The sequence below is a fragment of the Pseudolysinimonas kribbensis genome (assembly GCF_030161895.1).
GTDB classification, from domain to species: Bacteria; Actinomycetota; Actinomycetes; order Actinomycetales; family Microbacteriaceae; genus Pseudolysinimonas; species Pseudolysinimonas kribbensis.
In genome coordinates this window covers 843,537-862,258 of the sequence record NZ_BSVB01000001.1, presented here as the reverse complement: position 1 = coordinate 862,258, position 18,722 = coordinate 843,537, and the positions used below count along the sequence as shown (strand labels likewise).

The window sequence follows — 18,722 nt, the reverse complement described above, 5'->3', positions numbered from 1 at the left end:
GTCTCGATACGCGCGCGCTACTCGACCGGCTCGTCGAGGTGGGCGCCGCCGCGGTAGCGGGCGCCGGGGTGCCGGTCGAACAGGCGGGTGTTGCCGGCGCCGTAGAGGCGCTCGCGGAACGTCGACTCGGCGTACTCGGTGCGGTACAGGCCGCGTCGCTGCAGCTCGGGCACGAGGTACTCGACGAAGTCCTCGGCGGTGCCGGGCGTCAGGAACTGCCGCAGGTTGAACCCGTCGAGGTCGGTGTCGCGCACCCAGCCCTCGATCGCGTCGGCGACCTGCACGGCGTTGCCCTGCGCGAAGAAGGGGCCGCGGTCGAACGCGGTGACCGCGTCGAGCGCCTGGCCGACGGTGGTGTCGTCGTCGTAGTGCCGGCGGCCGGACTGGGCGTTGTCGCGGCCCGCCTTGTTCTCGGCACGCAGGATGTCCATGACCTTCGCCTCGCGCGGGTACGCCGCGAGGTCGATGCCCCGCCGCCGGCGTGGGCGAGGTAGCCCTCGGCGCTCGAGAGCCGGCGGAACTCGTCGGCCTTGCGCGCCGCATCGTCCTCGTCCTTGCCGAGCACGATGACGGCGCTGGCGTAGGTCTTGATGTCGGAACCCTGGCGGCCCCAGGCCTTGGCGCGTCGCCGGATGTCGGCGACGTTCTCGCGATACACCTGCAGGTCGCGCCCGCCCACGAACACGCCCTCCGCGTGCTTGCCCGCGAATTCGCGCCCGCGGTCGGAGCTCCCGGCCTGGAACAGCACCGGCGTGCGCTGGATGCTCGGCTCGGTCAGGTGCGGCCCCGCGACCGTGTAGAACGGGCCGGCGTGGTCGATCGCGCGCACCTTCGACGGGTCGGTGTAGACGCGGTGCTCGCGGTCCTGCACGACGGCGTCGTCATCCCAGGACCCCTCCCACAGCTTGTAGAGCACATCGAGATACTCGTCCGCGATCGCGTACCGATCGTCGTGGCCGACCTCGTCGGCCAGGCCGAAGTTGCGCGCGGCGTTGGGGAGGTACGACGTGACGATGTTCCAGCCGAAGCGGCCCTTCGTCAGGTGGTCGAGGGTGGATGCCCGGCGCGCGAACGCGAACGGCGGCTCGTAGGTGGTCGAGAACGTCGCGGCGAACGCGAGGTGCTTCGTCGCGGCGGCCATCGCCGGGATCACCAGCAGCGGGTCGTTGGACGGGATCTGCACCGCCTCGCGCAGCGCCGTCTCCGGGCCGCCGCGGTAGCCGTCGTACGCGCCGATGACGTCGGCGAGGAAGACGGCGTCGAACAGTCCCGCCTCGAGCAGCTTCGCCTCCTCGATCCAGAAGTCGAGGTCGTTGAAGCGGTGCCGGGTGTTGGCCGGATGCACCCACAGCCCGTGCGAGATGTGCCCGACGGTGTTCATCTCGAACAGGTTGAAGCCGATCTGCTTGCTCATCCCTCCGATGATCCGCGACCGGGGTGACGCCCGCGAATCGGGACGTCACGTCTCGTCATGTGCGCGGCGGACGGGGTGCGCGGGTGCGAGGGGCGACGGGTGTCGTGGTCGTGCGGGTGCGGGGCGCCCGGGCCGGTGCGGCATCCGGAGCCGGAGCCGGAGCCGGATCCGGAGTCGGTGCGGCCGGAGCGGTCGGCGCCGGAGAAGGTGCAGGTGCAGGTGCGGTCGGAGTGCCGACCTCGCGGTGCCGCGCGACGTAGAGCTCGGCGGCCGTCGTGCCGACGATGAGGAAACGCACCAGCAGGATCAGGAACGCCACGAGGGCGACGAGCAGCAGCGTCGCGACGATCATGCCGAAGACGACGCCCAGGCCGCCGAGGATCGCGGCGCCGACGTGCGACGGGCCCCCGCCGAACGGACCGGGACCGGGGAAGGGCCACCACATCATCAGTACCGCTCCTCCAGCTCGTCGAGCTCGGCCTGTCGTGACTTCTCGAGAACCGTGCCCACCGCGAGCGCGACCGAGATGCCCCAGCTCACCCACATGAGCACGACCCGCCAGTCGCGCGAGCCCCCTTGGTGGCCCGGGCGATCCCGATCACCGGGAACAGCGACGACCAGATGCCCGGACTGAGCAGGAACTTGCGCACGGCGTCCACGCTAGCGGGGCGGTCGCTGCGGGCGCACCCGCGTTCAGGAGGGCCTCAGGCGCGGCTCAGGCCCGCTTCGACTCGCGGCGCGCGGCCCGGCGCTCGGCGCGCGCCTTCATCATGTGCGACGGCCCGCTCTCCAGCGGCTCGCGCTCGGCGTGCTCCTGGCCGACGTATTTCTTGGCGAAGGCGACCGTCTCGATCAGCACGTCGAGCTTGGGCTGCTGCTCCTTCTCCTTGCGGGTGATCACCTCGGCGACGACGTTGCCCGACCAGTGGTTCTCGGCGAGCCAGGTCAGCGTCTCGGCGACCGGCTGGGTGCCCCGGCCCGGGGGCAGGTGCTCGTCGAGGATCTGGCCCTCGTCGGCCGATCGGGTGCCGTCGCAGAGGTGCACGTGCTTGAGCCGATCGCCCATGTCCATCGCCATCTGCAGCGAGTCGCGTCCCGCGAGCGAAGCGTGCGAGAAGTCCAGCGTCATCGCCTCGACGTCCATGTCGAGCGGGTCGGAGCTCGGCTTGTAGGCCTTGATCCCGCGGCCGCCGACCTTCCACGGGAACATGTTCTCCACGCAGATGTCGACCCCGTTCGCCTCCGACGTCTCGCCGACGATGCGCTCGAACTCGTCGGCGTAGTCCGATTGCCACCGGAACGGCGGGTGCACCACGACGCTGCCCGCTCCGAGCCGCGCCGCGTGCTCCGCCGACTTCTCCAGCTTGACGCGGGGGTCGCGGCCGTAGACGAAGGTCGTCAGCAGCAGCACGGGAGCGTGCACCGAGAGGATCGGCATCGAGTACCGCTCGCTCAGACGCAGCAGGGCGTCGGCGTCCTGCGTCGTCGGGTCGTTGGTGATCATGACCTCCACCCCGTCATAGCCGGCGAGGCGAGCGAGGCGGAACGCCTGCTCCATTCCCAGCGGGTAGACGCAGGAGGTGCTCATCCCGATCGAAATCATCAGGGCATCAACTTAGCTTGTCGATGCGGGGGCGAAACGACAGTCTCAGCAACCCCTTCGGGTTCGGCGCGGGCGAGGATGCCCGGGTGAGGATGCCAGGGTGAGCACCTTCCGCAAAGAGCGACCGGATGCCCCGGCCGGCTCGTTCGAAGCCGAGGCCGCCGGCCTCCGCTGGCTTGCCGAGGCGGCGGCGCAGGGCGGCGCCGACGTGGTCCTCGTGCACGGGGCGGGGCCGGCCTGGATCGCGCTGGATCGCCTGGCCCCGGTCCGCCCGACGGCAGACGCGGCGCGGGCGTTCGGCGCCGCACTCGCCCGCACTCACGCGGCCGGCGCGCCCGCGTTCGGCTGGGCGCCCGGCACCGGGCCGTGGTACATCGGCCGGCAGGAGCTCGCGTGCACCCCGAGCGACAGCTGGGGCGCCTTCTACGCCGAGCAGCGCGTTCTGCCCTACGCGCGACGCGCGCGCGATCGCGGCCACCTCGGCGCCGATGGTCTCGCCGTCGTCGAGCTCGCCTGCGCCCGGGTGGCATCCGGCGCCCTCGACGACGACGAGCCGCCCGCGCGGCTGCACGGCGATCTCTGGAACGGCAACGTCGTGTGGACCCGCACCGGCGTGGTGCTCATCGACCCCGCCGCGCACGGTGGCCATCGCGAGACGGACCTCGCCATGCTCCAGCTGTTCGGTCTGCCGGAGCTCGATCAGGTGCTCGCCGGGTACGAGGCCGAGGCTCCGTTGCGACCCGGATGGCGTCGACGGGTGCCGCTGCATCAGCTCCACCCGCTTGCGGTGCATGCCGCATCGCACGGCGCCTCGTACGGGGCACCGCTCGTCGCCGCGGCACAGAGCACCCTCGACCTCGGCTGATACCGTCGAATAATGGTCGACGAGAGCTACGCCTTCGTCGTCGTCAGCAACCGCCTCCCGGTCGATCGCGTCGTCGACGACGACGGGACCGAACGCTGGAACCAGGGCCCGGGCGGACTCGTCACCGCGCTCGAGCCGATCATGCGCGAGGCGGACGGGGCCTGGGTGGGGTGGGCGGGCGCGCCCGATCTCGAGCACGAGCCGTTCGATCGCGACGGCATCCGGATCGTGCCGCTGACGCTCAGTCAGGACGACATCGAGCGCTACTACGAGGGCTTCAGCAACGACACGCTGTGGCCGCTGTACCACGACGTGATCGCCCCGCCGAGCTACCACCGCATCTGGTGGGACAGCTACGTGAGCGTCAACCAGCGCTTCGCGAACGCGGTCGCCGGCATCACGGCGCACGGCGGCACCGTGTGGGTGCAGGACTATCAGCTGCAGCTGGTGCCCCGGATGCTGCGCCAGCTGCGGCCGGACCTCACGATCGGCTTCTTCAACCACATCCCCTTCCCGGCATACGGCATCTTCAGTCAGCTGCCCTGGCGCACCCAGATCGTCGAGGGGCTCATGGGCGCCGACGTGATCGGGTTCCAGCGGGTCGCGGATGCCGGCAACTTCTCGCGCGCCGTGCGGCGGCTGCTGGGCTACACCACCAAGAGCCCGTACATCGACATCCCGGCACGCGGCGAGCACCCCTCCCGCCGGGTCGTCGCCAAGGCGTTCCCCATCTCCATCGACGCCCAGGCCTTCGAGCAGCTGGCGCGCCGACCCGAGGTGCAGGCCCGCGCCGCGCAGATCCGGCAGGACCTCGGCAACCCGACGACGATCATGCTCGGGGTCGACCGGCTCGACTACACGAAGGGCATCGGCCACCGGCTCAAGGCCTATCACGAGCTGCTCGGAGACGGCAGGCTCGTGGCCGAGGACGTCATGCTCGTGCAGGTCGCGAGCCCCAGTCGCGAGCGGGTCGAGACCTACCGGCAGCTCCGCGACGAGATCGAGCTGACGGTCGGCCGCATCAACGGCGACTTCGGGGTGCTGGGCCACGAGCCGGTGAGCTACCTGCACCACGGCTTCCCGCGCGAGGAGATGGCGGCGCTCTACCTCGCCGCCGACGTGATGCTGGTCACCGCGCTGCGCGACGGCATGAACCTGGTCGCGAAGGAGTACGTGGCCGCCCGGTTCGACGACGACGGCGTGCTCGTGCTCTCCGAGTTCACGGGGGCCTCGGACGAGCTGCGGCAGGCGGTGCTGATCAATCCGCACGACATCGACGGGATGAAGGACGCGATCGTGCGCGCCATCGAGATGCCGCGGCCCGAGCGCCGACGCCGGATGCGCGCCCTGCGCAAGCGGGTGCGCGAGAACGACGTCGCGCACTGGTCGCGGGAGTTCCTGCGCACCCTCGCCCGGCACTCCGACGGCCCGTCGGAGGGCCTCGGCGAGCTCGAGTGGACCCTCGAGCGCCGACCACGGAGCTGAGCGGGATGACCGGGCTGCCCGATCCGCTCGTCGACGCGCTGCGCGCCTTCGCGGCGGCGCCGCGGATCCTCGTCGCGCTCGACTTCGACGGCACCCTCGCACCGGTGGTCGACGATCCCGCGCGCGCCCGGGCCGTTCCCGAGGCGCAGGATGCCGTGCTCCGGCTGGCCGGGATGCCCGGCGTGCGCGTCGCGCTCGTCAGCGGTCGCTCGCTCTCGAGTCTCATCGAGGTCGCCGAGGTGCCCGACCGCGTGCTGCTCGTGGGTTCGCACGGGATCGAGCTGCGCCTCGACGAACCGGGTGATGCCGTCGCGCTCGACGCCGCCGAGCTCGAACGGGTCGAGGTGCTGCGGGAGGTTCTGGAGGACGTCGCGTCGGGCATCGACCGGGTCTGGCTCGAGCAGAAGCCGGCCGGCTTCGCGCTGCACACCCGTCTCGCGAGCCAGGCGGACTCGCGCCGCGCGCATCTCGTGGCGATGGAGGAGACCCGGGCCGAGCTCGAGGGGCTCACGGTGCGCCACGGCAAGAACGTGCTGGAGTTCGCGGTGCGCTCCACCACCAAGGGCGAGGCGATCGAGCACCTCCGCCGCTACACACGAGCCGACCGCGTCCTGTACGCGGGCGACGACGTGACCGATGAGGACGCATTCGCGGCGCTGCTGCCCGGAGACGTCGGGGTCAAGAGCGGCGCGGGCCCCACGGTCGCGGCGTTCCGAGTGGCGGGCCCGGAGGAGGTCGCGCACGCGATCGCCCGGCTGGCCGAACTGCGGACCGACGCGCACGAGCACTGATCCGCCCGCACGCGCGCATCGCTCCGGACCCACCTCTTTTCTCCGGAGTTGTCGAAGCGGCATCCCGCGATCACGGGCGTTCGACGGGCCGGCGAGGCGAGAACTCCGGAGAAACGACAGGGAGGATCGATCCCGCCGCCCGGGTCGATGCCGCGGGCACGGAGGGCCCTCCGGGCGCAGTAACCTCGTTGCATGCCGGATGCAGAACGCGCCGAGAGCGCGCCCGACTGGAAGCCCCGCAGCCGGACGGTCACCGACGGCATCGAGGCCATGACCTCCCGCGGCATGCTCCGTGCCGTCGGCATGGGCGACGAGGACTGGTCCAAGCCGCAGATCGGCATCGCCAGCTCGTGGAACGAGATCACCCCCTGCAACCTCAGCCTCGCGCGGCTCGCGCAGGCCGCGAAGGAGGGCGTGCACTCCGGCGGCGGCTACCCGCTGCAGTTCGGCACCGTCTCCGTCTCCGACGGCATCTCGATGGGTCACGAGGGCATGCACTTCTCGCTCGTGAGCCGCGAGGTCATCGCCGACTCGGTCGAGACCGTCATGCAGGCCGAACGCCTCGACGGCTCGGTGCTGCTCGCCGGCTGCGACAAGTCCATCCCCGGCATGCTCATGGCCGCGGCCCGGCTCGACCTCGCCTCGGTCTTCCTCTACGCCGGGTCGATCGCCCCCGGCTGGGTGCGGCTGTCGGACGGCAGCGAGCAGGACATCACGATCATCGACTCGTTCGCCGCGGTCGGAGCCGTGCAGGCCGGCCTCATGAGCGAGGAGGACGCCCACGCGATCGAGTGCGCGTTCGCCCCCGGCATGGGCGCCTGCGGCGGCATGTACACGGCCAACACGATGGCGTCGGTCGCCGAGGCGCTCGGACTCAGCCTGCCGGGCAGCGCGAGCCCCGCGGCCGCGGACGGTCGCCGCGACTACTACGCCCACCGCTCGGGCGAGGCGGTCGTGGGCATGCTCAAGAAGGGCATCACGGCGCGCCAGATCCTGACCAAGGAGGCGTTCGAGAACGCCATCGCGGTCGGCATGGCGCTCGGCGGCTCGACCAACATCGTGCTGCACCTGTTGGCGATCGCGCACGAGGCGGGCGTCGAGCTCGACCTCGACGACTTCAACCGGATCGGTTCGAAGGTGCCGCACATCGGCGACCTCAAGCCGTTCGGCCGGTACGTGATGAACGACGTCGACCGGCGCGGCGGCATCCCGGTGCTCATGAAGGCGCTGCTGGATGCCGGACTGCTGCACGGCGACTGCCTCACCGTGACCGGCAAGACGATGGCCGAGAACCTCGCCGACATCAACCCGCCGAAGCTCGACGGCACGGTGCTGCACACCCTCGAGGACCCGATCCACGCGACCGGCGGCCTCACGATCCTGAAGGGCTCGATGGCGCCGGAGGGCGCGGTCGTCAAGACCGCCGGCTTCGACGCCGCGACGTTCGAGGGCCCGCGCACGTCTTCGAGCGCGAGCGGGAGGCGCTCGACGCCCTTGCGGCCGGCGAGATCACGCACGGCGAGGTGGTGGTGATCCGGTACGAGGGCCCGAAGGGCGGACCCGGGATGCGCGAGATGCTCGCCATCACCGCGGCGATCAAGGGCGCGGGGCTCGGCAAGGACGTGCTGCTGCTGACCGACGGCCGGTTCTCGGGCGGGACGACCGGCCTCTGCATCGGCCACATCGCCCCCGAGGCGGTGGACGCCGGCCCGATCGCGTTCGTGCGCGACGGCGACCGGATCCGGGTCGACATCGCGGCCCGGACGATCGACCTGCTGGTCGACGAGTCCGAGCTGGAGAGCCGCCGCTCCGGATGGGCACCCCTGCCTCCGCGCTACACCCGCGGCGTTCTCGCGAAGTACTCCAAGCTCGTGCGCTCCGCCGCGGAGGGCGCCGTCACGGGCTGACGCGGAACGCTCGTGCTACGCGTGCTACGGTGTGCGCGTGGCCCAGGTGATCAGCCAGCGCGAGATGCGCAACCGCAGCGGCGAGGTGCTGCGCGCCGTCGCCGCCGGTGAGTCGTTCATCATCACGAACGACGGGGTCGAGGTCGCGGAGCTGATCCCGCGGAACGCGCCGCGGCCGAAGCCGGCTCCCGACCGACCGGCGACCGTGCCGAAGGGCACACCGATGCCGTTCCGGCACAACTCTCCCGACGGTCCGAGCTCGCAGGAGGTCCTCGACGAGCTCCGCGCGGAGAGGTTTTAGCGTTGACGCGCCGGGTCTATTTCGACACGTCCGCCGCCATGAAGCTGCTGCACCCGGAAGCGCACAGCGCAGATGTCGCCCGGTGGGTGGACGACCCGCAGATCGAGGCCGTCAGCTCGTCCCTTCTCGAGACCGAACTCCGCCGCGGGGCGGCCAGGTGGGAGATCCGGCAGGAGGACGCCACGCAGGTCATTGATCGGTTCGCTCTCTACGAGCATCCGGGCTGGGAGTTCAAGGCGGCCGGTCTCCTTCCGGACCGGGCCGCGCGCTCTCTCGACGCGATCCACGTCGCCGCCGCGCTCCGCGTCGAAGCCCACGCGCTCGTCACGTACGACGCCCGGATGATCGCCGCCGCGTCCGCCATGGGGCTTCCCGTCATCCGGCCCGGCATCGACGCCGACGCGTCGGTCGCCCCCGCCGGCATCGGATAGCATGGGCGGACGATAGACACCCGGGTGGCACAACCAGTCCTGGCGTGGGCGACGCTCGCATCACAGTGAGCGTCGGCATTCTGATCAGGATGACGACGTCATTCGCGCGGCTCTCCTCCTGATTCCCACCGACGGTCACACCCTAGGAATCACTATGTCCATCACCGACACCCCGCCCGCCCGCAACGCCGCTGCGCCCATCCTCACGGGATCCGGCGCCATCCTGGCGAGCCTCGAGAAGCTGGGCGTCACCGACGTCTTCGGCATCCCGGGCGGCGCCATCATGCCGTTCTACGACGAGCTCATGTCGTCGACGGCGATCCGCCACATCCTCACCCGGCACGAGCAGGGCGCCGGCCACGCGGCCGAGGGCTATGCCGTCGCGTCCGGCCGGGTCGGCGTGTGCATCGCGACCTCCGGGCCCGGCGCGACGAACCTCGTCACCGCGATCGCCGACGCCTACATGGACTCCGTGCCGCTCATCGCGATCACCGGGCAGGTGTTCTCGACGGTCATGGGCACCGACGCGTTCCAGGAGGTCGACATCGTGGGCATCACGATGCCGATCACGAAGCACTCGATCCTCGTCAAGACACCCGAGGAGGTGCCGGCCGCGATCGCCGAGGCCTACCAGATCGCGACCACGGGACGACCGGGGCCGGTGCTCGTCGACGTCACGAAGGACGCGCAGCAGAACTCGGCCCCGTTCATCTGGCCGCCGAAGACCGACCTGCCCGGCTACCGCCCGGTGACGAAGGCGCACGGCAAGCAGATCATCGCCGCGGCCGAGCTCCTCTCGACCTCGAGCCGTCCGGTGCTCTACGTGGGCGGCGGCGTGCTGCGTGCGGAGGCGCAGGACGAGCTCGCGCGGCTCGTCGACCTGACCGGCGCGCCGGTCGTGACGACGCTCATGGCGCGCGGCGTCTTCCCGGACTCACGTCGCGAGCACCTCGGGATGCCCGGCATGCACGGGTCGGTGCCCGCCGTCCTCGCGCTGCAGGAGAGCGATCTCATCGTGGCGATCGGCGCCCGGTTCGACGACCGCGTGACCGGCCGCGTCGCCGACTTCGCGCCGCACGCGAAGATCGTGCACATCGACATCGACCCCGCCGAGATCGGCAAGATCCGCCAGGCCGACGTGCCGATCGTGGGGGATGCCAAGGAGGTGCTCGTCGAGCTGCTCGATGCGACGACCGGCCTCGGCAAGCCCGACCTAGCAGAGTGGTGGACCAGGCTCGACGGCCTGCGCGGCGACTATCCGCTGGGCTACACCGAGCCCGACGATGGCCTGCTCGCGCCCCAGGGGTCATCCAGCGGATCGGCGAGCTCACCGGACCGGAGGGCGTGTACGTCGCGGGCGTGGGCCAGCACCAGATGTGGGCGGCGCAGTTCATCGACTACGAGCGGCCGCACGCCTGGCTCAACTCGGGCGGCGCGGGCACGATGGGCTATTCCGTGCCCGCCGCCATGGGGGCGAAGGTCGCCCAGCCGGACCGCGTGGTCTGGGCGATCGACGGCGACGGATGCTTCCAGATGACCAATCAGGAGCTCGCCACCTGCACGATCAACGACATCCCGATCAAGGTCGCGATCATCAACAACTCGTCGCTCGGCATGGTGCGGCAGTGGCAGACCCTGTTCTACGACGGGCGTCACTCGTTCACCGACCTGAACACGGGGCACGACACCGTGCGCATCCCCGACTTCGTGAAGCTGGCCGAGGCGTACGGCGCCCTCGGCATCCGGGTCACGGAGAAGGAGGAGGTCGACGCGGCGATTAAGCTCGCGCTCGAGACCAACGACCGCCCGGTCGTGATCGACTTCGTCGTCAGCCGCGACGCCATGGTGTGGCCGATGGTGCCGCAGGGCGTCGGCAACTCCTCGGTGCAGTACGCACGGGACCACGCCCCCGCCTGGGAAGAGGAGTAGGGACAGCCGATGAGTCAGCATGTGCTCTCGCTCCTCGTCGAGGACAAGCCGGGTCTGCTCACCCGCGTCGCGGGGCTGTTCGCGCGTCGCGGCTTCAACATCACGTCGCTCGCGGTCGGGCCGACCGAGGTCGGCGGTCTCTCGCGCATCACCGTCGTGGTCGACGTCGAGGACCAGCCCCTCGAGCAGGTGACCAAGCAGCTGAACAAGCTCATCAACGTGATCAAGATCGTCGAGCTCGAGCCGGGCCAGGCCGTGCAGCGCGAGCACCTGCTCGTCAAGGTCAGGGTCGACAACCCGACCCGCTCGCAGGTGCTCGAGGCCGTGACCCTGTTCCGCGCCCGCGTCGTCGACGTCGCCACCGACGCCCTCGTCATCGAGGTGACGGGCGACAGCGGCAAGGTGCAGGCGTTCCTGCGCGTGCTCGAGCCCTACGGCATCCGGGAACTGGCCCAGTCGGGCCTGCTCGCGATCGGGCGCGGCTCGAAGAGCATCACCGAGCGCATCTTCAAGAACTGACCGGAATCCCCTACACAGAAGGAAGCAGCATGCCCACCGAGATCTTCTACGACAAGGACGCCGACCTGTCGCTCATCCAGGGCCGCAAGGTCGCCGTGATCGGCTACGGCTCGCAGGGCCACGCCCACGCCCTGAACCTGCGCGACTCGGGCGTCGAGGTCAAGATCGGCCTGAAGCCCGACTCGAAGTCGGTCGCCAAAGCCCAGGAGGCGGGCTTCGAGGTGCTCACCGCCGCCGAGGCCGCGAAGTGGGGCGACGTCATCGTCATCCTCGCGCCCGACCAGCACCAGCGCGGGCTGTTCGCCGCCGACATCAAGGACAACCTGGAGCCCGGCAACGCGATCCTGTTCGGCCACGGCTTCAACATCCGGTTCGGCTACATCGAGGCGCCCGAGGGCGTCGACGTGATCATGGTCGCCCCGAAGGGCCCCGGCCACACCGTGCGCCGCGAGTACGAGGCCGGCCGCGGCGTGCCGATCATCGCGGCGGTCGAGAAGGACGCGACCGGCCACGCGTGGGACCTCGCCTGGTCGTACGCGAAGGGCATCGGCGGCCTGCGGGCCGGCGGCATCAAGACGACCTTCACCGAGGAGACCGAGACCGACCTGTTCGGCGAGCAGGCCGTGCTGTGCGGCGGCATGAGCCACCTCGTGCAGGCCGGCTTCGAGACCCTCGTCGAGGCGGGCTACCAGCCGCAGATCGCCTACTTCGAGGTGCTGCACGAGCTGAAGCTCATCGTCGACCTCATGTGGGAGGGCGGCATCGCCAAGCAGCGCTGGTCGATCTCCGACACGGCCGAGTACGGCGACTACGTCTCCGGCCCGCGCATCGTCGACTCGGCGGTCAAGAACCACATGAAGGACGTGCTCTCCGACATCCAGGACGGCACCTTCGCGAAGCGGTTCATCGCTGACCAGGACAACGGCGGGAAGGAGTTCCTCGAGCTCCGCGAGAAGGAGGCCGCGCACCCGATCGAGGCCACCGGCCGCGAGCTGCGGGCCCTCTTCGCCTGGAAGCAGTCGGACGCCGACTACACGGAGGGCTCGGCCGCGCGCTGATCCCGGAGCGGGTCGAGACGCGCCGTCGGCGCTACTCGACCCGCTCGTCCGGACGCGGCATCGTCAGGGTCCGGATGCCGCGGACGTCGACTGTGACCCCGTCGTCGGCGCTCACCACCCGCAGCAGGATCGCCGCGCAGGTCGGGCAATGCGCGACAGGTCCCGGGCCGTCGAAGGTGACCATCGTCTCCGCGATGATCGAGACGGTGCCGCAGTGCGCGCATCCCACCCGCATCGTCGTGACGTCGGCGCCGAGCGCGTCCGCCATGACCCCGGCGAGGGCGTTGCCGTCCACGTGACTCATCAGGTGCCTCCGAATCGCTCGGTGCGGATGTCGGCGGCGGCGTGCCCGAGCTCCTGGAGCCAGACGGCCACCTGCTCGACGAAGCCGGTCGAGCCGCAGATGAAGACCCGCGGGCGGCGCTGGGCGGGCTCGACCGACTCGGTGAGCGTCTCGCGGGTCAGCCGGCCGGCCGGACGTGTCGCGCCGGGCGGAGAGGTGCGGGTGTAGACGAGGTCGAGCTCCAGCGGGGAGCCGTCGGCGGCCTGCTGCAGCTCATTGCGATAGAAGACGTCGTCCGGCGTGCGCACGGAGTACAGCAGCCGGAAGGGCGTGGGATCGCCGGAGCCGGCGTGAGCGCGCACCATCGCGAGCAGCGGCACGACCCCCGACCCTCCGGCGATGAGCTGGACGGGCCGCTCCGGCTCCGAGCCCGGTCGCCACACGAAGTAGCCGCCGAGCGGGCCGTGCACCTCGAGCTGATCGCCGACCGCGAGCTCGTCGACGAGGAACGGCGACACCTCGCCGTCGGGGAGCCGATCGACCGCGAGCTCGACCCGGGTCGAGGGCCCGGCGGAGGCGATCGAGTACGACCGGCTGGCCTGGTATCCGTCGGGCGCCGTCAACCGCACGTCGAGGTGCTGTCCCGCGTCGTTGCCCGGCCACCCCGGCACCTCGAGCTCGATCCGGCGCGCCGACGCCGTCTCGGGGCGTGCGGCCACGACGGTGGCCACATGCCACGCGGCCGTCACGAATAGCGCTCCTCGCGCCACGGGTCGCCGTGCAGGTGATAGCCGTTCTGCTCCCAGAATCCGGGACCGTCGTCGGGCATGGCGCGCAGCCCCGCGATCCATTTCGCGCTCTTCCAGAAGTACAGGTGCGGCACCAGCAGCCGGGCCGGTCCGCCGTGCTCGGGGGACAGGGGCTCGCCGTCGGCCTCGATCGCGATCCAGGACTGCCCGTCGAGCAGCTCGTCCAGGGGCACGTTGGTCGTGTATCCGCCGAAGCTCTGCGCCATGACGTAGTCGTACTGCGTCTCGACCTCGGCGAAGATCGCGTCGAGCGGCACGCCGCGCCAGGCCATGCCGAGCTTCGACCAGTGGGTGACGCAGTGGATGTCGACGGTCACGTCCTCGACGCCGAGGGCGAGGAACTCGTCCCAGCCCCATGTCCTGCTGCCCGTCTCCGTCGCGACCGTGAACGACCAGTCGGCCGTGTCGATCCGCGGGGTCGGCCCCGCCGACAGGACGGGCCAATCGGCGACGAGGGTCTGGCCCGGGGGAGGTCGGGATCGGGTTCGCGCCGATGGCCTCCGAACCCGCGTGTGACGAGAGCCATGGCCGTCAGCCTACGTCCGCGGGAGCCGGGGCCACCAGGCCGGCACGGCTGGGTAGAGTCGCGAACATGGACGATCGGGGAGTTGCCGTGCGCACCGCCGCCGAGCTCGAGGAGATCGTGGGAACGCCGATCCCGCGGGTCGCCGAGAAGGTGCGCGAGCGCCTGCACGATCTGGACCGCGAGTGGATCGGCGCCTCGCCGCTCGTGTTCATCGCCACCCGGGGTGCCGACGGCGGCGTCGACGTGTCGCCGAAGGGCGACCCGGCCGGGTTCGTCCGGGTGCTCGACGAGCGCACCGTCGCGATCCCCGAGCGTCCCGGCAACCGGCGTGCCGACGGCTTCCACAATCTGCTGGCCGACCCCCACATCGGCCTGATCTTCGTCATCCCGGGCCGGGGCGACACGCTCCGGGTCAACGGCACGGCGACGGTCGTGCGCGATGCGCCGTTCCTGTCCGACATGGAGGTGCGCGGCCACGTTCCGCGGCTGGCGACCCTGGTCGAGATCGACGAGGTGTTCTTCCACTGCTCGAAGGCGCTGCTGCGGTCGGAGGCCTGGCATCCGGAATCGTGGCAACCGCAGGCCGCCGCCCGCCGCGCCGTCATCGCGCAGGCGCTCGAGCGTCCCGGCGAGGCGCTGGAGGCGCTCGACGAGTACTACGGCGCCGCCTACGCGGAGGGCCTCTACCGCGGGTGACGTCCCGCCCGGGTCGGACCGCTCGCGTGTGACGACCGTGTTTCCTCCTGCTCGCACGGGCCGTCGACCTCGGTGATCACCTCGTGACGGCGCGGTGACGGCTTCGCCGATCGATGGAAACACGGCTCTCCTAGCGTCGGTCGTGACGACGCGCCGCGTCGTCCGCACGAGTGAGGAGCCTCGGGATGACGACGACGGAAGCCACGCCGGCACCGCCCCCGGCCGAGAGGATTCCACCCCGGGACGCCGACGCCGCGGGGCTCGTGCATCGGCCGGGGCGGTGGATCGACGGTTGGCGCGCCGAGGACCCCGCGCAGTGGGCTGCCGGGGGCCGTACGATCGCCCGTCGCAACCTCGCGTGGTCGATCTTCGCCGAGTTCCTCGGCTTCATCGTCTGGCAGCTGTGGAGCATCGTCGTGGTGCAGCTGCCGGCGGCGGGCTTCGCGTTCGACGCCGGTCAGGTCTTCTGGCTGATCTCGATGCCGAGCCTCGTCGGGGCGACGCTGCGGCTGCCGTACACGTTCCTGGTGCCCCGGATCGGCGGCCGCAACTGGACGATGATCTCGGCGGCGCTCCTGCTGATCCCGACGGTCGCGCTGGCGGTGTGCGTCTCGAGTCCGGCGACGCCGTTCGGCGTCATGCTGTTCGTCGCAGCGCTCTCCGGCTTCGGCGGCGGCAACTTCGCCAGCTCGATGGCCAACATCACCTTCTTCTTCCCGCAGAAGGAGAAGGGCTTCGCGCTCGGCCTCAACGCCGCGGGCGGCAACGTGGGGGCGTCGGCGGCGCAGTTCGTGGTGCCCGTGGCCGTCACGATCGGCGCCGGCACCGCTGTGAATCTGCCGCTCGCCGGATGGATCTGGGTGCCGCTGATCGTCGTCGCCGTGGTCGGCGCCTGGCGCTTCATGGACAATCTCTCGCACACCAGAGCGGACCTCGCGGCCTCGTTGCGCGCCGTGCGCGAGCCGCACCTCTGGGTGCTGGCACTGCTCTACATCGGCACGTTCGGCTCCTTCATCGGGTTCGCCGGCGTCTTCCCGAAACTCATCGTCGACCAGTTCCCGCGGTTCTCGAGCATCGAGGTCGGCAGCACGGCGATCTCACTCGCCTTCCTCGGCGCGCTGGTCGGCTCGGTCGCGCGGCCGTTCGGGGCCGCCTCGCGGACCGGTTCGGGGGCGCGCTCATCACGGTGATCGCGTTCGCGATCATGGCACTCGGCGCCGGCGGCCTCATCCTCGTGCTCGGCCGCGGGACCTTCGGGGAGTTCCTCGGCTGCTTCCTGCTGCTGTTCGTCGCGACCGGGATCGGCAACGGCTCCGTGTACCGGATGATCCCGACCGTGTTCGCGGCGCGGGCCGGCGTGGAGGACGCGAGTCACCGATCCGGCGATGTCGGCACCCAGCGCCGGACCGCGGCGGCGCTCGGGATCATCTCCGCGGTCGGTGCCTACGGCGGCTTCGTCATCCCGCAGCTGCTCGGCCTGTCCACGACCGCCACCGGGGGATATGCGACCGCGATCGCCGGCATCGGCATCGCCTACCTGGTGCTCATGATCGCCACGGCCGCGTTGTACCTGCGCAGCGGGCGGGCATGAGAGCCCCGGTTCCGGCCGGCGACGTCCCGGGAGGTGCGATGCCGGCAGCCGCGACGCACTGCCCCTACTGCGCGTTCCAGTGCGCCATGTCGCTCGAGCCCCGGGCCGCGCCGGCGGCGCCCGTGGTCGTCGGGCGCGACTTCCCCACCAATCGCGGAGGGCTGTGCAAGAAGGGCTGGACCTCCGCCGAGCTCCTCGTCGCGCGCGACCGCGTCGTCGAGCCCCTCATGCGCGACGAGAGCGGGCGTCTGGTTCCGACCGACTGGGACACCGCCCTCGACCGGATCGCCGGATGCCTGGCGGCGTCGCGGCGTGAGCACGGGGCCGACTCGGTCGCGGTCTTCGGCGGGGGAGGCCTGACCAACGAGAAGGCGTACCTGCTCGGTAAGTTCGCCCGGCTCGCCCTCGGCACCAGCCGCATCGACTACAACGGCAGGTTCTGCATGTCGTCCGCCGCGGCGGCCGGCAATCGCGCCTTCGGCGTCGACCGCGGGCTGCCGTTCCCGGTGACGGATCTCGACGACGCGGAGACGATCCTCCTGCTCGGCAGCAACGTGGCCGAGACCATGCCGCCCTTCGTCGCGCACCTCGCGCACACCCGCGCGGCCGGGGGACTCGTCGTGGTCGATCCGCGGCGTTCGGCGACCGCCCGGCTCACGGCCGACGGGTGCGGCATCCACCTGCAGCCTGTGCCGGGCACCGACCTCGTCCTGCTGCTCGGGCTGCTGCACGTCGTGATCCAGGAGGGCTTGGCCGACGAGGGTTATCTGCGCGACCGCACGACCGGCTTCGAGGAGGTCCGGCGCAGCGTGAACGCGTGGTGGCCGGAGGCCGTGCAGGCCCGCACCGGCGTTCCGGCTGACGATATCCGCCGAGTCGCCCGGCGGCTCGCGGGCGGACGCACCTACATCCTCACGGGCCGCGGTGTCGAGCAGCACGTCGACGGCACCGACACGGCGACCGCCGCGATCAACCTGGCGCTCGCTCTCGGGCTGGTCGGGTCGCCGGCGAGCGGCTACGGGACGCTGACCGGGCAGGGCAACGGGCAGGGCGGCCGGGAGCACGGCCAGAAGGCCGATCAGCTGCCCGGCTACCGCTCCATCTCCGATCCGGTCGCGCGAGCGATGGTCGCCGAGGTGTGGGGGTGGACCCCGGGTCCATCCCGGGCCCCGGCGTGCCCGCGGTGCAGCTGCTCGACGAGATCGGGCGGCCCGGCCGGGTGCGCTGCCTGCTCGTGCACGGCTCGAACGTCGTGGTCTCGGCCCCGGATGCCGGGCGCGTCCGCGCCGCCCTCGAGCGCCTCGAGCTGCTGGTGGTGTGCGACTTCTTCCTCTCCGAGACGGCCGAGCTCGCCGATGTCGTGCTGCCCGTGCCGCAATGGGCCGAGGAGGAGGGCACCATGACCTCGCTCGAGGGCCGTGTCATCCGGCGCCGAGCGGCGCTCGCCCCGCCCCCGCTCGTGCGCAGTGAACTCTGGATCCTGGCCGAGCTGGCCCGGCGCCTGGGCTCGCCGTCGGAGTTCCCCGTCGACCCGGCCGTGGTGTTCGACGAGCTGGCCCGCGCCTCCCGGGGAGGGCCGGCCGACTACTCCGGTCTCAGCCACGAGCTCCTCGACACGGAGGTGGCCGCCTACTGGCCCTTCCCGGTCGGCTCGGCGGGCACACCGCGGATGTTCCTGGACCGGTTCGCCCACTCCGACGGACGGGCTCGCCTGGTCGTCGTGCGGCCGCGCGCTGCCGAGCCGGTCGCCGACGGCACGATCGCCCTCGTCACCGGTCGACTACTCGAGCACTACCAGTCGGGCACGCAGTCGCGGCGGGTACCGGAGCTGCGGGCGGCGGCGCCCGGGGCGCGGCTCGAGGTGCATCCCGCCACCGCCGCCCGGCTCGGGCTCGTCGACGGCGGCCTGGCATCCGTGCGCGGCGCTCTGGCGGCGGTGGTCTGCCGCGTGAACGTGACCGCCGACATCCGGCTCGACACCGTGTTCCTGCCCTTCCACTTCCCGCACGACGAGAGCGCGAACCTCGTGACGGTCGCCGCGACCGACCCGCTCTCCGGCATGCCGGAGCTCAAGCGCACCACCGTGCGGGTGGAACCGGTGAGCGTTTCATGAGCGGGGCGATGCGGGTGGTGGTCGTCGGTGCGGGCCCGGTCGGGGCGCGCTTCGCCGAGGGCATGCTCCCGGCGGTCGGTGCCGGCCGGGTGGTGCTGACCCTCGTGGGCGCCGAGCCGCACGCCGCCTACAACCGGGTGCTCGTCGCCGAGTACGCCGTCGGACGCACCGAGCGCGAGCGCCTCGACCTGCCGGATGCCGCCTCGGCCCGGGAGCACGGGGCCGACGTCCGGCTGGGGGCGGCGGCGGTCGCCGTCGACCGCCGCCGGCAGATCGTGCTGCTGGAGGGCGGCGCCGAGGTCGGCTACGACCGGCTGGTGCTCGCCACCGGAGCGAGGGCGAACGTGCCCACGCTCGCCGGCCTGGAGCGGGCACGCCGGCCCCGCGGCGCCGCGGTCGCG

The 18,722-nt window shown here is 71.5% G+C and carries 15 protein-coding genes and 5 pseudogenes; 13 read left to right on the top strand and 7 right to left on the bottom strand.

Going from position 1 to position 18,722, the window contains the following annotated elements:
- Positions 1-17: 17 nt before the first annotated feature.
- The 4 genes from QQK35_RS04770 to QQK35_RS04755 form a co-directional block, all read right to left on the bottom strand.
- Positions 18-254, bottom strand: a complete 237-nt coding sequence (locus QQK35_RS04770) for a hypothetical protein (RefSeq protein ID WP_284253168.1) — start codon at positions 252-254, stop codon at positions 18-20.
- Positions 209-1,414, bottom strand: coding sequence for an NtaA/DmoA family FMN-dependent monooxygenase (locus QQK35_RS04765; RefSeq protein ID WP_284253167.1), 1,206 nt, complete (start codon positions 1,412-1,414; stop codon positions 209-211). Before QQK35_RS04765 ends, QQK35_RS04770 begins: the two co-directional genes overlap by 46 nt.
- A gap of 55 nt (positions 1,415-1,469) precedes the next feature.
- The gene (locus QQK35_RS04760; RefSeq protein ID WP_284253166.1) at positions 1,470-1,862 is read right to left on the bottom strand and encodes a hypothetical protein; all 393 of its coding nucleotides are present in this window, start codon (positions 1,860-1,862) and stop codon (positions 1,470-1,472) included.
- Between the two features lie 267 nt (positions 1,863-2,129).
- Positions 2,130-3,002 carry a sugar phosphate isomerase/epimerase family protein gene (locus QQK35_RS04755; RefSeq protein WP_284253165.1) on the bottom strand — a complete coding sequence of 291 codons (873 nt, stop codon included), beginning with the start codon at positions 3,000-3,002 and terminating at the stop codon, positions 2,130-2,132.
- A gap of 115 nt (positions 3,003-3,117) precedes the next feature.
- Here QQK35_RS04755 and QQK35_RS04750 point away from each other — a divergent pair, with 115 nt between their 5' ends.
- From QQK35_RS04750 to ilvC, 9 genes and pseudogenes are all read left to right on the top strand, one after another.
- Entirely contained in the window at positions 3,118-3,882 is a 765-nt protein-coding gene (locus QQK35_RS04750; RefSeq protein WP_284253164.1) for a fructosamine kinase family protein, read from the top strand.
- A gap of 12 nt (positions 3,883-3,894) precedes the next feature.
- Complete coding sequence (otsA, locus tag QQK35_RS04745; protein ID WP_284253163.1) at positions 3,895-5,367, top strand: alpha,alpha-trehalose-phosphate synthase (UDP-forming); 1,473 nt, start codon at positions 3,895-3,897, stop codon at positions 5,365-5,367.
- Positions 5,368-5,372: 5 nt separating this feature from the next.
- Entirely contained in the window at positions 5,373-6,158 is a 786-nt protein-coding gene (otsB, locus tag QQK35_RS04740) for a trehalose-phosphatase (RefSeq protein WP_284253162.1), read from the top strand.
- Positions 6,159-6,350: 192 nt separating this feature from the next.
- Positions 6,351-8,065 (top strand): annotated as a pseudogene (ilvD, locus tag QQK35_RS04735) (dihydroxy-acid dehydratase).
- A 37-nt stretch (positions 8,066-8,102) separates the two neighbouring features.
- Positions 8,103-8,366, top strand: coding sequence for a type II toxin-antitoxin system Phd/YefM family antitoxin (locus tag QQK35_RS04730; protein WP_284253161.1), 264 nt, complete (start codon positions 8,103-8,105; stop codon positions 8,364-8,366).
- A 2-nt stretch (positions 8,367-8,368) separates the two neighbouring features.
- On the top strand, positions 8,369-8,797 hold the full coding sequence (locus QQK35_RS04725; RefSeq protein ID WP_284253160.1) for a type II toxin-antitoxin system VapC family toxin: 429 nt from the start codon (positions 8,369-8,371) through the stop codon (positions 8,795-8,797).
- Between the two features lie 154 nt (positions 8,798-8,951).
- Positions 8,952-10,726: pseudogene (locus QQK35_RS04720) on the top strand (acetolactate synthase large subunit).
- A gap of 9 nt (positions 10,727-10,735) precedes the next feature.
- Positions 10,736-11,245 carry an acetolactate synthase small subunit gene (gene ilvN / locus QQK35_RS04715; protein WP_284253159.1) on the top strand — a complete coding sequence of 170 codons (510 nt, stop codon included), beginning with the start codon at positions 10,736-10,738 and terminating at the stop codon, positions 11,243-11,245.
- Positions 11,246-11,274: 29 nt separating this feature from the next.
- Positions 11,275-12,303 (top strand): ketol-acid reductoisomerase, encoded by a 1,029-nt coding sequence (gene ilvC, locus QQK35_RS04710; protein WP_284253158.1) that lies wholly within the window; start codon positions 11,275-11,277, stop codon positions 12,301-12,303.
- Between the two features lie 31 nt (positions 12,304-12,334).
- Here ilvC and QQK35_RS04705 read toward each other — a convergent pair whose 3' ends face one another.
- From QQK35_RS04705 to QQK35_RS04695, 3 genes are read right to left on the bottom strand one after another with little or no spacing between them, the layout of a single operon-like run.
- Positions 12,335-12,607: a DUF6510 family protein gene (locus QQK35_RS04705; RefSeq protein WP_284253157.1), complete on the bottom strand. Its 273-nt coding sequence runs from the start codon at positions 12,605-12,607 to the stop codon at positions 12,335-12,337.
- Positions 12,607-13,335, bottom strand: coding sequence for a ferredoxin reductase (locus QQK35_RS04700; protein WP_284253156.1), 729 nt, complete (start codon positions 13,333-13,335; stop codon positions 12,607-12,609). The genes QQK35_RS04705 and QQK35_RS04700 overlap by 1 nt, the downstream gene beginning before the upstream one ends.
- Positions 13,332-13,805 (bottom strand): molybdopterin-dependent oxidoreductase, encoded by a 474-nt coding sequence (locus tag QQK35_RS04695; protein WP_431311835.1) that lies wholly within the window; start codon positions 13,803-13,805, stop codon positions 13,332-13,334. Before QQK35_RS04695 ends, QQK35_RS04700 begins: the two co-directional genes overlap by 4 nt.
- Before the next feature lie 182 nt (positions 13,806-13,987).
- Between QQK35_RS04695 and QQK35_RS04690 the strand changes: the two genes are divergently transcribed.
- The 4 genes and pseudogenes from QQK35_RS04690 to QQK35_RS04675 all read left to right on the top strand — a co-directional run.
- Positions 13,988-14,617, top strand: coding sequence for a pyridoxamine 5'-phosphate oxidase family protein (locus QQK35_RS04690; protein ID WP_284253155.1), 630 nt, complete (start codon positions 13,988-13,990; stop codon positions 14,615-14,617).
- A gap of 185 nt (positions 14,618-14,802) precedes the next feature.
- Positions 14,803-16,208: pseudogene (locus QQK35_RS04685) on the top strand (MFS transporter).
- 38 nt (positions 16,209-16,246) lie between these two features.
- Positions 16,247-18,321 (top strand): annotated as a pseudogene (locus QQK35_RS04680) (molybdopterin oxidoreductase family protein).
- Positions 18,318-18,683, top strand: a pseudogene (locus QQK35_RS04675) (FAD-dependent oxidoreductase); the annotation flags it as partial. The pseudogenes QQK35_RS04680 and QQK35_RS04675, both read left to right, overlap by 4 nt.
- Positions 18,684-18,722 lie beyond the last annotated feature (39 nt).

Excerpts from the sequence above, each read along its gene's own strand:
- QQK35_RS04765 (WP_284253167.1), bottom strand. The coding sequence starts at position 1,414 with ATGAGCAAGCAGATCGGCTTCAACCTGTTCGAGATGAACACCGTCGGG.
- QQK35_RS04760 (WP_284253166.1), bottom strand. The coding sequence starts at position 1,862 with ATGATGTGGTGGCCCTTCCCCGGTCCCGGTCCGTTCGGCGGGGGCCCG.
- QQK35_RS04755 (WP_284253165.1), bottom strand. The coding sequence starts at position 3,002 with ATGAGCACCTCCTGCGTCTACCCGCTGGGAATGGAGCAGGCGTTCCGC.
- otsA (WP_284253163.1), top strand. The coding sequence starts at position 3,895 with ATGGTCGACGAGAGCTACGCCTTCGTCGTCGTCAGCAACCGCCTCCCG.
- otsB (WP_284253162.1), top strand. The coding sequence starts at position 5,373 with ATGACCGGGCTGCCCGATCCGCTCGTCGACGCGCTGCGCGCCTTCGCG.
- ilvN (WP_284253159.1), top strand. The coding sequence starts at position 10,736 with ATGAGTCAGCATGTGCTCTCGCTCCTCGTCGAGGACAAGCCGGGTCTG.
- ilvC (WP_284253158.1), top strand. The coding sequence starts at position 11,275 with ATGCCCACCGAGATCTTCTACGACAAGGACGCCGACCTGTCGCTCATC.
- QQK35_RS04705 (WP_284253157.1), bottom strand. The coding sequence starts at position 12,607 with ATGAGTCACGTGGACGGCAACGCCCTCGCCGGGGTCATGGCGGACGCG.
- QQK35_RS04690 (WP_284253155.1), top strand. The coding sequence starts at position 13,988 with ATGGACGATCGGGGAGTTGCCGTGCGCACCGCCGCCGAGCTCGAGGAG.